Origin of the sequence: Halonotius roseus, assembly GCF_006861655.1 — an archaeon.
Classification (GTDB): Archaea; Halobacteriota; Halobacteria; order Halobacteriales; family Haloferacaceae; genus Halonotius; species Halonotius roseus.
Genome location: NZ_SESI01000002.1, coordinates 372,711 through 386,026, shown reverse-complemented (window position 1 = coordinate 386,026; position 13,316 = coordinate 372,711). Strand labels below are relative to the sequence as shown.

Annotated in this window: 11 protein-coding genes; 7 read left to right on the top strand and 4 right to left on the bottom strand. The window is 65.1% G+C overall.

Going from position 1 to position 13,316, the window contains the following annotated elements:
* Positions 1-114 precede the first annotated feature (114 nt).
* On the top strand, positions 115-1,674 hold the full coding sequence (locus EWF95_RS08055; protein ID WP_142443548.1) for an HTTM domain-containing protein: 1,560 nt from the start codon (positions 115-117) through the stop codon (positions 1,672-1,674).
* A gap of 28 nt (positions 1,675-1,702) precedes the next feature.
* On the opposite strand, the gene arcS is transcribed toward EWF95_RS08055, so the two are convergent.
* Positions 1,703-3,466 (bottom strand): archaeosine synthase subunit alpha, encoded by a 1,764-nt coding sequence (gene arcS, locus EWF95_RS08050; protein ID WP_142443547.1) that lies wholly within the window; start codon positions 3,464-3,466, stop codon positions 1,703-1,705.
* A 102-nt stretch (positions 3,467-3,568) separates the two neighbouring features.
* Between arcS and EWF95_RS08045 the strand changes: the two genes are divergently transcribed.
* A complete protein-coding gene (locus EWF95_RS08045; RefSeq protein ID WP_142443546.1) occupies positions 3,569-4,027 on the top strand; it encodes a pyridoxamine 5'-phosphate oxidase family protein in 459 nt (152 codons plus the stop codon).
* Between the two features lie 64 nt (positions 4,028-4,091).
* Positions 4,092-5,984, top strand: coding sequence for an ABC transporter ATP-binding protein (locus tag EWF95_RS08040; RefSeq protein WP_142443545.1), 1,893 nt, complete (start codon positions 4,092-4,094; stop codon positions 5,982-5,984).
* Here the strand turns inward: EWF95_RS08040 and tgtA are convergent.
* Positions 5,981-7,471, bottom strand: coding sequence for a tRNA guanosine(15) transglycosylase TgtA (gene tgtA / locus EWF95_RS08035; RefSeq protein ID WP_142443544.1), 1,491 nt, complete (start codon positions 7,469-7,471; stop codon positions 5,981-5,983). The two genes, EWF95_RS08040 and tgtA, sit on opposite strands and share 4 nt — an antisense overlap.
* 68 nt (positions 7,472-7,539) lie before the next feature.
* Positions 7,540-8,082: an NUDIX hydrolase gene (locus EWF95_RS08030; RefSeq protein ID WP_142443543.1), complete on the bottom strand. Its 543-nt coding sequence runs from the start codon at positions 8,080-8,082 to the stop codon at positions 7,540-7,542.
* A gap of 102 nt (positions 8,083-8,184) precedes the next feature.
* Between EWF95_RS08030 and EWF95_RS08025 the strand changes: the two genes are divergently transcribed.
* The 4 genes from EWF95_RS08025 to EWF95_RS08010 all read left to right on the top strand — a co-directional run bounded on the left by EWF95_RS08025 (position 8,185) and on the right by EWF95_RS08010 (position 12,036).
* Complete coding sequence (locus tag EWF95_RS08025) at positions 8,185-8,586, top strand: universal stress protein (RefSeq protein ID WP_142443542.1); 402 nt, start codon at positions 8,185-8,187, stop codon at positions 8,584-8,586.
* Positions 8,587-8,647: 61 nt separating this feature from the next.
* Positions 8,648-9,466, top strand: a complete 819-nt coding sequence (gene pyrF / locus EWF95_RS08020; protein WP_142443541.1) for an orotidine-5'-phosphate decarboxylase — start codon at positions 8,648-8,650, stop codon at positions 9,464-9,466.
* A gap of 305 nt (positions 9,467-9,771) precedes the next feature.
* Positions 9,772-10,299, top strand: a complete 528-nt coding sequence (locus tag EWF95_RS08015) for a J domain-containing protein (RefSeq protein ID WP_142443540.1) — start codon at positions 9,772-9,774, stop codon at positions 10,297-10,299.
* A gap of 105 nt (positions 10,300-10,404) precedes the next feature.
* Positions 10,405-12,036 (top strand): GTPBP1 family GTP-binding protein, encoded by a 1,632-nt coding sequence (locus tag EWF95_RS08010; RefSeq protein WP_142443539.1) that lies wholly within the window; start codon positions 10,405-10,407, stop codon positions 12,034-12,036.
* On the opposite strand, the gene EWF95_RS08005 is transcribed toward EWF95_RS08010, so the two are convergent.
* On the bottom strand, positions 12,033-13,253 hold the full coding sequence (locus tag EWF95_RS08005; RefSeq protein WP_142443538.1) for a potassium channel family protein: 1,221 nt from the start codon (positions 13,251-13,253) through the stop codon (positions 12,033-12,035). The genes EWF95_RS08010 and EWF95_RS08005 overlap by 4 nt on opposite strands.
* Positions 13,254-13,316 lie beyond the last annotated feature (63 nt).

Sequence of the window (13,316 nt, the reverse complement as noted above, 5' to 3'; positions counted from 1 at the left end):
AACCTATCCGCCGCGCATCGTAGCCCCGAGTATGTTGATTCACTCAGCCCCCTGTGGCTCGAAGCACCTGCCGGCAGCGGCACCGGTACGACGCGTGAGCCCGCCCTCGGACGTATGACCGGGGATCCGTCGCTCGCTCGGCTCCGTTCGTCGGCCGACCGGCTGGCTGCTGCTGGCGGGCCGCTCGCGCCGGCTACCGCCGCGGCTCGTCGTCGACTCCGTGTCGACACCCGCGCGCTGGCGGCCATGCGGATCCTGCTGGGGGCGATTCTCCTCATCGATCTTGCCCACCGCTCCCCAGCGATCGCAAAATACTACACCGACAGCGGGGTCTACCCGCTGGCTGTTCACGAGGCAACCTACACGCAGTTCGCTGGGCTGTCGATCCACGCGCTTTCCGGCTCGCTGTGGTTTCAAGTCCTGCTGTTCGTGTTGGCCGGGCTGTTCGCGCTCGCCTTCGCTGTCGGCTACCGAACGCGGCTCGTCGGCTTCTGTTCGTTCGTCCTGTTGGTCTCTCTCCACGCGCGCAACCCGGCGGTGCTCAACGGCGGCGACATCCTCCTGCGGACGCTGCTGCCGCTCGCGCTGTTGACACCGCTCGGCGAGCGGTGGTCGATCGACGCCGTCCGCCGGGGTGAGTATCGTGAGACGGTGATGAGTGCGGCGACGACCGCCGTGCTCGCCCAACCGCTGATCGTCTTCACCCAGAACGCGGTGCTCAAACACCAGGGAGAGACGTGGTATGCCGGTGAGGCTCTCAAGATCGCCTTTGCCAACGACGAGATGACGGTGCTGCTGGGCAACTATCTGAGTGCCTACCCCACGCTGTTGGAAGTGCTCAACTACGGCTGGGTGACGCTGCTGGCCGGCTCGATTGTCTTCCTCTTTCTGACCGCTGGGCGGCTCCGGGCGGCGGTCGCACTTGTCTACATCGGTGCGTTCCTCGGGATGGTGCCGACGCTGATGGTTGGGCTGTTCCCCTTCGTGTTGACGGCCTCGGTGATCCCGTATCTGACGCCGCAGTTCTGGGACGCCGTCGTCCGCGTGCTGCCGGATGGGGTGACGAGATCACCGCCGGCGGGTCGGCTCGGCTGGTGGTTCGGTGGGGAGCCGATCGAACGCCGGCTTGCTGACACGCTTCGCGGTCGGGGGCGCGGCGATGTCGTTTCCTTCAGTCGAGCCTACGCAGCCTCGCTGCTGACGGTGCTGGGTGTCCTCGCTCTCGTCTTCGTCCTGCTGTATGGTGTCGGCCACGTCGCCGAGTACGATCCGCCATACGAGGATGAGGCGACGGCGATCCTCGATCAGTCGTGGGGGTTGTACGCGCCGAACCCGACTGACTCCTACAGCTGGTTTGTCACCAACGCCACCCTCGACAACGGGTCGACGGTGGCGGCCTTCCGGGACAGCCCCTCGTTCGACCGCCCGCCGGATGCGGCGACGACCTACGAGTCGTTCCGCGAACGGAAGTTCATGTCAGCGGTGAGCAGCGATAATGACGGAGCCATCGGGCGGGGGTACGCCGAGTGGGCCTGCCGAGAGGCGGCCAGTCGCTACGACCAGCCGGTCGAATCGATCACGCTCTACCGGATGATCCAGGATAGCCCCGTTGACGGCGAGTACGATGAGCCGTTCCGTCGCACGCTTATCCGCCACGACTGCAACGCCGGCTGACCGTCCCGATCAACCGCCGCGCCCCGACCTATCGCTCGCGGACGTGTCGTACCGTGGAGGCGACCCCGCGGGTCGAATCGACCATCTCCGGGCCGCTCATCTCCGCGCGGCCGACGGCGAAGGCGGCCGATCCCTCGATGACGACCTCATCGCCCGGCCGGATGTCGTCGCTGGCGTCGACAACGCCCGGTGCGAGCACGCTGCCGTGGGGGACAAAGCCCTCGATATCGACCGTCTTGGTTGGCGCGTCGCTTGCGAGCCAGCGGTCGCCGCCGGCGAGTGTCATCGCTAGCAGGCCGTACTGCGGCACCATCGTCGCCAACTGGTCGCCGTCGTCGGTGCGGATCTGTAGTTTGGGGTAACGGCCGGTCGTTTGGATCTCGATATCGCCAAACAGCGCGTCGCCAGCGGCGTCGCCGAACTGGTAGTCGGCGATGGCCTTGATCGTGTTGTGCTGTCGTTCCCGCTTGGAGAACTTGAGTTCGCCCTCCAACGCGCCAGCAAGGTTCGCCAGCGAGTCTGTATCGGTCGGATGGCCCTTGACGGTGTACTCGAAGTCGAGGTCGATCTCGGGGTCGGCTTCGACGCGCTCGACGATGTCCCGATATCCGTGGTCGGGAACGTGGGCGACGACGCGAGGGTAGTCGTTGCGCCGGAGATACTGCCGGAGCACGCTGGCGACGAACTCCTTTTCGTCTTCCGACCATCGCCCTGTCACAACCGAATCGTAGTGTTGGGCGGGGTAGGTCAGTTCGAGTTCCGGCGGGACGACGCCGATGGGCGAGGTCATCGAGACCGTGTGGCCGCGGTAGCCGATAGCGTCGTGGAACTGGCCGTGGCTCTGGGAATCGCTGTAAGGTTTGCGTGCGGAACACGGAACGAGCACGAGCGGATTATCGAAGCGGTTGCGGTACCGACTCGTCACGCGCTCGGCGAACCGCTGGATCTCGACGCGCCGTAATGTGTCGCTCGTCGCCGCCGAGATCTCGCTGGTTCGCATCACCGGTGTCCGAGTTTCGAGATAGCTGTACTGGTCGTCAAACTCCCGAAACGCGGCGGTCAGCCAGTTGTCGTGGCGCGCTTGGCCTTCGATGTAATCGCGCAATCGGCCGGCACGGATGCGTTCGCGGACGCGCCGCAACTCTGCGTCGAGGGCGGCAACGTTGTGCTCAATGCAGTCCTCGCGGTCGAATGCGTCGCGGGGTTGCTGGCAGGCTGGGCAGCTACAGGGGAGTTCGTCGAGATCCGCAAGAAATGCCTCGTCGTCGCTGGTGAGATATTTCGCCTGGCTGCCTTTGACCTTCGCCAGTTTTGCGTCGACCCCATCAACACCAGCGTACGCAAGCAGGGCGACGTTGCGCGGGGTGGCAACGCCCGACAGCACGAGGGCGGTGTCGGCCGGTAGGGCCTCTTTCGCGCTGATGATCGCATCTTTGAACCCTTCGCCGTGGCCGACAAAGCCCGACGCGTCGCTGAGGATGTAGGCGTCGGCTCCCTGTGGTGTCGGGTCGTCGCTGGCGACGACCGCAGCGGTCGGAAACTCGGTGTCAGCGTGGTCGGTGCTGAAAGCGTCCTGTACTTCCTCGCGGGTGCCGGCCGGCAGCGACCGGTGCGGGAGGATCGTCAGCGACTCATCGTCGCCATCGGGAACCTCGCGGTCTGCGTTCCACAGACTCCCGCTGTCAACGAGTACGTCGTCGAGGCGGGCCGGCGTCGTCACCGACTCGGTGAGTCGGAGCTCACCGATCCGGGCGGCTCCGTCGCGGTCGAGGACTTCAAAATACTCGGTCATTGCCTCTCGTCGACCGCCGACGGGCAACTATCTTGCCTTTGGAATCGACCACACTGGGCGCGTGGGCCGAGTGTTTTTCGCACTGCCGCCCAACAGGTCGGTATGGATCGGCTTGCCGGCGCGTGGAACGAGGCCGAAACCGAAGCCTTCCTGGATTCGGCGACGGTGCCGCTGCGGCTCTCCTGTCACGCCAACGGCGAGTCGCTGTGGATGCTCTCGCTGTGGTTTCTGTATCGGGATGGTGCCTTCTGGTGTGCGACCAGTGCGACCGCCGACGTTGTCGACTATCTCGCCGATGACGACCATGTCGCCTTCGAGATCTCGACCAGCGATCCGCCGTACAAGGGGGTTCGCGGCAACGGGGCCGCCACCGTCGAGGCCGACCCCGAGAAGGCGTTGCTTCGGGAGCTGCTCCAGCGGTATCTCGGCGGTACCGACTCCGACCTCGCCGACCGGCTGCTGTCGCCCGAGCGCGACGAGGTCACAATCCGGATCGACCCCAACCGGCTGTACACGTGGGATTTCAGCGACCGGATGCCGGAAGCCTCTCCCAATGAGTGACTGGGTGCTACCACCACCGCGGTCGGAGCGTTACCGTTAGGCCGCCCGCGCCGCAACCGATCGCATGGCCGACGACCACGGGGGGTTCGAGCACATTCGTGACACCGTCGACGGGCACCCGATGGTCAATCTCATCACCTACGCGTTGCGGTACTGGCCGCGGCTGCTCGTCGGTGTCACGACCGCGGTCATCACCCGGTTTGCCCGACTGGTTCCGGCGTTGATCGTCGCGGCGACCATCGACCGTGTTGTACTCGGCGGGGCCGATCCCGGCTTGCTGACCGACGTGGGGTTGTTGCCGACCGGGGCGATCGTCGGCGAGGCCGCCCGGCTCGAACTCCTTCGGCGACTCGTCGTCATCGCGGCGGTGGCGTATCTCATCAGATCGGTCACCCGGTTTGCCTCGCGGTATCTGCTCCAATCAACCGCCCAGAAGGTACAGCGTGATCTCCGCAACGACGCCTACGACCACCTCCAGCGGCTCTCGATGGATTTTTTCGTCAACCACCAGACCGGCGCGATGCTGTCGGTGCTCAACAGCGACATCAATCGGCTCGAACAGTTTCTCAACTCCGAGTTCCGCCAACTCATCCGCGTCGTCGCCACGGTTTCAGGGATCACGATCATCCTGTGGAGCTACTCGCCGAAGCTTGCCGCGATCGCGCTGCTGCCGGTGCCGCTGATCGGCCTCGCCAGCGCGGGGTTTCTCACGTGGATCGAGCCGCGCTACCAGTCGATCCGCGAGACTGTCTCCCGGCTGAACAGCCGCCTCGAAAACAACATCGCCGGCGTGGATATCATCAAATCCTTTGATCGCTACGAGTTCGAACACGAGCGGGTCGCCACACAGAGCGAGCAGTACCACGACGAACAGATCCGCGCCCTTCGGCTCCGACGCGGCTTTTTCGCCGCCCTCCGGCTGATGACCGGTATCGCCTTTGTCGCCATCCTCTTTGTCGGCGGACGAGATATCATCCTTCTCGGCGACGCCGGTGGGTTGTCGACGGGCTCGTTCGCGCTGTTTTTCCTCTATCTCCGGCGGCTCTACTCGCCGATGCGTCGGATCGGGCGGTCGGCCAACAAATACCAGCAAGCCAAATCGAGTGCCGAACGCGTCTTCGGGCTGCTCGGCCATGCCCCCATGATCGACGATCCCGACGATCCACACGACCCGGCGTTCATCCGCGGCGATATCGACTTCGAGGACGTAACCTTCGGCTACGGCGACCGCGAGCCGGTGCTTTCCGACGTGTCGCTGTCGATCGAGCACGGCGAAACCATCGGACTGGCCGGCGAAACCGGGGCCGGGAAGTCGACGCTGACGAGACTCGTCCCCCGGTTCTACGATGTCGACAGCGGGAGCGTCCGTGTCGACGACGTTGATGTCCGGGAGTATGCCCGCCAGTCGCTCCGACGAGGGATCGCTATCGTCGGCCAATCGCCGTATCTGTTCTCCGGGACGGTTGCCGAAAACATCGCCTACGGGGATCTGGAGACGCTGACCGCGCTCCGCACCGACGGATCGGTTCCGGACGCTGTTGTCGAGGCGGCTGATGCCGCTGAAGCCGATCGATTTATCCAGGATCTCCCGGACGGCTACCGAACCGAGATCGGCGAACGCGGCGTGAAGCTTTCCGGTGGGCAGCGACAGCGGCTTGCTATCGCGCGGGCGATCCTCAACGATCCCGCGATCATCATCCTCGATGAGGCGACCAGCGATGTCGACACCGAAACCGAACAGCACATCCAAGCCAGTCTCTCGCGGCTGATCGCCGACCGCACCGCGCTCGTGATCGCCCATCGGTTGTCGACGATCCAGGATGCTGACCGGATCGTGGTCATGGACGACGGCGAGATCATCGAACAGGGGAGCCACGACGATCTGCTGGCGACAAACGGTGCCTATGCCGATCTGTGGCGGGTACAGGTCGACGAGAACCCGGCGACAGCCGACTAATCCTCGTCGTCGTGGATGGTCGAAAGCGACTCGACGCTCACCCGTTCCGGCACCCGGTCGATCGCATCGTGGTGCCAGTGGTTGATGGCGAGCGTAAACTCGGTGTCGGGGTTGGCCTCGACGAGTGCCCGAACGCCGTCGGCCGCGGCCACCTGGCCCGCGCGGTCGGATCGGTCAGGAACGGCCGCGGTGAATGGATAGCTATCGGAGAGTTCCCGCGGGAAGGGGCCGAACGGCGGGACAACGCGCCACGCTGCATCATAGGTGTCGCCATCGGGCGCGCCACCTTCAGTCAGCAGCAGGCGGTCGGGAACCGCAAGCCGGTCGAGTCGCTCGTGGTGGCGCAGCACCTCGGGTCGCCGCGCGCTCTCGGCGGAGGTATGGAAGAACGTCCCCTTCGAGACCGGATCCTCAGCTTCGAGTTGGTCAGCGTGATCCAACAGCGCGCGGTAGCCGTCGTACATCGCCGGATGGCCGCGGGCGCGGCGGTCAACGAGTTCCAGTAGGTTGCCGCTCCGGATCGCCTGCTTGATCCGCCGGAGCTCCTCGAAGGTCACATGGAGATTGTGCTCGGCGAGCAGTCGGGTTCGGGTGTCGTCGTCCTCGTTTCTGAGGTCGGCGGGCGTTCGCTCACTGCAGATCGGACACGAGCAGGGGAAGTAGTCGAGGTCGTCGAGCTGTTGGGTGCCTGAGACCGTCAGATACCGGCCGGCGCGGGCGTACAGTGCGTAGGCCGCGGAATCGAAGAGATCACAGCCCATGGCGACAGCGAGTGCGAGCATCATCGGGTGGCCCGCGCCGAAGAGATGGACGGGACAGTCCGCGCCAAGGCCGCGTTTCGCGGCGGCGACGGCGGTCACCATATCGTCGTAGCGGTAGCTGTTCATCAGTGGGACGACCGCGCCGACCGGGAACACGTCGAGGTCGGTTGCGGCCGCGTGGGCGGCGGCGTCCTCACGGAGATCGGGATACGTCGACCCCTGTACCGGTGCATTCAGCAGCATCTCGCCAACGTCGATGGCTTCGGCGTCGGCGAGAGCCTGCTGGGTCGTCGCCAACTCTGATTCGGCTTGCTCGCGGCTCACATCCGGCGGTGTCGGGATATCGACCGGCGTCCCGATATCGGATCCGATGGCGTGTTGGAACTCGATGATCTCCTTGGTTGTCACCTCAACATCGCTGTATTCGGAGAGCTGGAAGGAACCCGAGTCGGTCATGATCGCGCCGTCGAAACCGAGCATCTTGTGGAGGCCTTCGTCGAGTGCCTGCTCGCGGAGCGACTCGGTCTCGCGGATGATATAGGAGTTCGTGATCAGGATCTCGACGCCGAACTCGGCTTCGAGGCGGGCGGGCTCGATCGTGAGCCGGTTGGGGTTGATCACCGGCATGAGCGCGGGTGTCTCGATCGTTCGGTCGGCCCGTGGAACCTCCAGTCGGCCGATCCGCCCGGCGGCGTCGGCGTCCCGGATCTCGAAGTGATCGCGCATTGCCCGCGGCTACCGGGGGCTGGGCGGTAAGGATTGCGTTCGCTCTTTCGGTCGATAACCGCAAACAGTCAGTGCGTCAGCTCGTACTGCAACAGCGTCAGTGCCGACCGCCCATCGTTCAGGTCGTCGTTGACAACACTATCGAGATAGTCGTCGTAGTCGACCGTGTCGACGCGGATTGACTCGTTGGCGTCGAGTTGCTGTTCGGCCGTCGGCTCGCAGTCGTAGGCAACGAAATGATGATGCACCGAGTTGGCGATCCCATTTGATGGCTCGGTCGTCAACAGCGGTTCGATGCGGTCGGCCTTGTAACCGGTCTCCTCACGGAGTTCGCGGTGGGCTGCGTCGGCTGGTTCCTCGTCGCCTTCCATCGAGCCAGCAGGCAGTCCGCGGTTGACACGGTCGACAGCCTGCCGCCACTCCTCGATGACGACGATATCGCCGTCGGGTGTCAGCGGCAGAACCACGACCGCGGGCGACTCGTCAACGTAGTGGTAGTCGGTTTCGGTGCCATCTGGCAGCCGAACGTCGTCGCGCCGTACGTCGAAACCCGGGCACGCGTAATCGATGTCGGTATCGAGCGTCTCCCAGCGGAGGGGGTCGTCGGTCATACCGGACTCTCGCTCGGTGGCTGCTAAACGGCACCGGTATCCGGTGTTCGGCGGCGTGTCTCGTCAGTAAGCGTTTACCGCCCCAACGACATCCGGACAGCCATGACAACGTTCGTCGTTGCGACCGATTCGGTACATACCAGCGCGGCCCTCTGTGACTATCTCTTCGACCGTGTCGATGAGGACGACACCGTCTATGCGATCAACTCTCTTCACGACGAAGACGCCGACGCCGAGGCGATCCGCGACGGGAAGGACGCGCTCAACGCCGTCGCCTCGCGGCTGGCGGCGGCCACGACCGTCGAAACCGAGCAGTTCAGCCGCGGCAACGTCCCCGCCGAGGACATCCTCTCGTTTTCCGAGGAAGTCGATGCTGACGAGATTGTCCTCGGCGTCCGGAAGCCAAGCCCCACAAACAAGGCTGCTATCGGGGGCGTCAGCGAACAGGTCTTACTCCACTCTGATCGCCCGATGGCCGTCGTCCCCCGCGAGACCCATCGCTAAACGCCTGCGAGTGTCGGACGACACGAAAGACGCTTGAGGGTCGCCTGCGACCCTTCGGCAAATGGCTACCGCCTTCTTCGATCGCCTCGCCGACCGGATCGCCACCATCGACAGCGTCGTCTCGGTCGGCCTCGACTCCCAGCTGGATCGACTGCCCGAGCACCTCCAAGATCACGACCTCCCGCAGTGGGCGTTCAACCGCCGGATCATCGACGCCACCCACGAGCATGCGGCCTGCTACAAACCGAACGCCGCCTTCTACGAGTCGGCCGACGGCTGGCGCGCGCTCCGGGAGACGATCGCCTACGCCCACGGGAAGGACGTGCCCGTCCTGCTCGATGCCAAACGCGCCGACATCGGCAACACGACCCGCCAGTACGCCGACATTCTCGACGACGTGGACGCGATCACCGTCAACCCATACATGGGCCACGACTCCCTCCAGCCGTTCTTAGATCGCGCCGACAAGGGCGTCTTCGTCCTCTGTCGCACCTCGAATCCCGGCCGAACCGACTTCCAGGATCTCGAACTCGACTCGGGTGGGACGCTCTATGAGCGCGTGGCCGACCGCGCCGTCGCGTGGAATGAGCACAACAACGTCGGCCTCGTCGTCGGCGCGACCGGGCCTGACGAGCTCGAAGCGATCCGCGAGCAGGTGCCCTCCCTGCCCTTCCTCGTCCCCGGCGTCGGCGCGCAGGGCGGCGACGCAAAGGCCGCCGTCGAGCACGGTCTCCGCGACGACGGCGTCGGTCTCGTCAACTCCTCGCGGGGGATCATTTTCGCTGGCGAAGACAAGGGCGAAGACTTCGCCGCCGCTGCGGGGCAGTCAGCCAAACAGCTCAAGCAGCGACTCAATCAGTACCGCGGCGACGACGAATAGGGAGCCCAACCACCGGACGATTCGGAAACTGTTCATCTGCCGCCCCCTGGCGGCCTGCGAAAATCGAAGATTTTCGGGCGACCAGAAGACGGAGTCTTCTGGTAGACTGAAAGGGCGAGGCTCTCTCGGAGAACCCCGACGACGCAAGCACCGCAACGAGCGGAGCGAGTGAGGAGCGCAGCGAGTCGCGGGAGTCGAGAGAGCCGAGGGCTTTCTACATCCAGTTACCGTATTCGATTGGTTGTCCAAATACCACTTAATCGTATAGCCGAGAGATTTTCACCGGTGGAACCCCTACAGCGGGTGTGAACCGAGACGGCCTGCTCATGGGGATCGCGGCGGTGTTTATCGGGATCACCGCGCTCATGCTGATCGCCGGGATCGTCGTCTCCCCGTTTTTCCTGCTTGTCGCCGTCCCCTTCGGCGGCGCGGCCTATCTCATGTGGTATCAGGCCAGCGGCAAACTCGCCGAGCGCATCCGTGCCGACCCGGCCGGCTACGCCCGATCGACCCGCGGCGGTGGCGGCCCGGGTGGCTTCGATGCCGGGCCGTTTGAGGGCCGCTTCACCCGCGAGCGTGCGAACCGTCAGCGAGCACGCGGGCAAGATCGCCGCCGTCGACAGCGCGCTCGCGGTGGTGGAAGCGTCGGCCAGCAGACCGGTCTCTCGAAATCGGCGGCCGCTGACATCCTCGATGTCGACACCGGAGCCGACGCCGAGACGGTGAAATCGGCCTACCGCGAGAAAGTCAAAACCGTCCACCCTGATGCTCCCGAGGGTGACGAAGACGAGTTCAAATCGGTCAAACGGGCCTACGAGACGCTTGGAGAGTAGCCCACGACCACACTCAGTATGGTATCGATCGGTATAGCGTACTCTATTGGCATGTATTGACACGGCACGGAAAGCGTTTTTACCACCCCTTGCTAACGGCTCCCTATGAGCGCGGATCGGGCCGCCTTAGAGCAGGCCCTAGCGCACGGCGAAGAGGAAGGCGGTCACATCGAGTTCAAGGAACGCCTTACTCGCAGCCTCCATCTTGAAGACGGCCGGAAGGAAAGCCTCGTCGCCCAACTCCGCCACCGGGTACTTTCCGGCGACGGCGAGGCCACCTACGTTGTCGGCGTCACCGACGACGGCGGGATCGCCGGAATCTCACAGGACGCCTTTTCGGAAACGATGGACGTACTCTCATTGCTCGCCGAGGAGGCCGATGCCCACATCGACGACGTGGAGACGTGGTCGGCCGGCGATGGCGGCCTCGTCGGCATGGCGACGATCCGCGAGGGCGCGATGCTGGAGGCCGACGACGGCCATATCGTCATCGGCACCGCCGGCCACGTCGATCACGGGAAATCCACGCTCGTCGGCTCGCTGGTGACCGGCGAGGCCGACGACGGCGACGGCGCGACGCGGGGCTTCCTCGACGTGCAGCCCCACGAGGTCGAACGCGGCCTCTCGGCGGATCTCTCGTATGCGGTGTATGGCTTCGATGAGGCCGGCGAGCCGATTCACATGGACAACCCGCACCGGAAAAGTGATCGCGCACGCGTGGTCGAGGAGTCCAATCGGCTCGTATCCTTCGTCGACACCGTCGGCCACGAGCCGTGGCTCCGAACCACGATCCGCGGGCTGGTCGGCCAGAAGCTCGATTACGGCCTGCTCGCGGTTGCCGCCGATGACGGGCCGACAAAAACGACCCGCGAACATCTCGGCATCCTGCTGGCGACCGATCTCCCGACGATTGTGACGATCACGAAGGTTGACGCCGTCAGCGAGGAGCGCGTCGCCGAGGTCGAAAAGGAGGTCGAATCGATGCTCCGGGATGTCCAGCGGAGCCCGCTTCGAACCGATCGCTACAGCATCGAGACCGCCGCCGAGGAGTTGAGCGAGACGGTCGTCCCGATCATCCGGACGAGCGCGGTTCGCGGCGACGGGATGGACGACCTCGATCGCCTCTTCGGCCAACTGCCGAAACGGGCCAGCGACGACCACGGCGAGTTCCGGATGTATATCGACCGCACCTACAGCGTCACCGGCGTCGGCGCGGTCGCCTCGGGGACGATCAACTCCGGCCATGTCGAAGCCGGCGACGAGCTCCTCTTGGGACCGATGGCCGACGGGGCGTTCCGCGAGGTCGAAGTCCGTTCGATCGAGATGCATTACCACCGCGTCGACGCCGCCAAAGCCGGCCGGATCGTCGGGATCGCGCTCAAGGGTGTTGACGAAGCCGAGATCGAACGCGGCATGGTGCTGCTACCGCGACACGCCGAGCCGACAGCGACGCGATCCTTCGAGGCCGAGGTGATGGTGCTCAACCACCCCACTCGGATCCGGGAGGGCTACGAGCCCGTTGTCCATCTCGAAACACTCAGCGAGACGGCGATCTTCGCGCCCGAGGGCGGCAAACTCCTGCCCGGCGACACCGGTACGACGGAGATCGAGTTCAAGTTTCGCCCGTATTTCATCGAGGAAGGCCAGCGGTTCGTCTTCCGGGAAGGCGCGAGCAAGGGGGTCGGAACGGTGGTGTCGACTGACACCGGCGACCAATCGACGCCGGCTGACGACTAATCGGGCGAAGACGCCGTCGCCAACGATTCGAACTCTGCCGCCGAGGTGCGGGTGCCTTTCGTGATCAACACATCGCCGGCCCGCAGTGTTGTGTCCATATCCGGCCCGACGAGCCACCCGTCCTCCGGGCGGCGGATCGCAATCACGCTCGTCGAGACGTCGACAGCCGGCACGCCGCCGACGATCTCGGTGCCCGCAAGCTCGCTGTCGGCGTCGATCTCGACGCGGGCGATGAGCTCATCGCTTTCCTGAACCGCGAGTTCGACGACCGGGTGGACGCCAATGTTGCGCAACACGCCCTCGCTGATCGAGACGGCGGCGTCGCTGATGACCTCGGTGCTGATGCCGAGATGGATCAGCCCGCGCAGCGCGACCGGGTCGTCGGCCTCGGCGGCGGCCTGCAACACCCACGCCTCAAACCGCGACTGCAGGGCGTCGACCTCGACTTCGAGGTTGGCAACCTCTCTGGCCAACGTCTTGTTGTCGAAGAGGATCGCGCCGTAGGCGATATCGACCGCCAGCTCCGAGAGGTTCTTCATCAACACGATGGAGTCGACGGCGCGTTCGAGATCCGCCATCGCCGGCTCGGGTGCCGGCTCGGGGTCGTAGCCCTCGCCGGTCAACCGCTCGTAGACCTCCCCGATCGCCGCCTCGGGGCCCCGGAGCAGCGTCACGTCGCCGGCCTCGATCGTTGTCTCCGGGCCGGGGTTGCGGATCCACTCGTCGCCGCGCCGGACGGCGATAGCGCGGATGCCGGTTTTGGATTCGAGATCGATTTCCTGGAGGGTCTGGCCGACATACGGCGAGTCGTCGGCGACTGTCCCCCGAACCAGCTGTTCGACGGCCGTCGAGAGCGCGCCCCGCATCGACGGCGGGAGGCCGATCTCCTCGATGACGATCTTGGCGATATCGCCGGCGGCGTCGGCGATCGTGTCGGCGGCCTCAACGACGCCCAACACGGGCGCAAGCGCCTCGGCCTCATCGGGGCTGCGGGCCGCCAGCATGAGGCTCATCCGGGCGCGCACCTGCAACACCTGCATCTTCGCTTCGAGCTCCAGCACCTCGTGGGCGATCTGGTCGCTCTGATGGAGCACCGCCGAGTAGGCCAGATCGATGAGGAGTTCGGAGGTATCCTTCATCTCCACGAGCAGCTCCTTGACGCTGACCGGCTCGTAGGAGACCGACTCCTGGAGCCCCTCGGCTTCGAGTGGTTCCATGCGCTACCCCTCCCGTGGCATCGGGTTAAGTGTTCTCACGACCACAGCTATCGTTCCACAGGG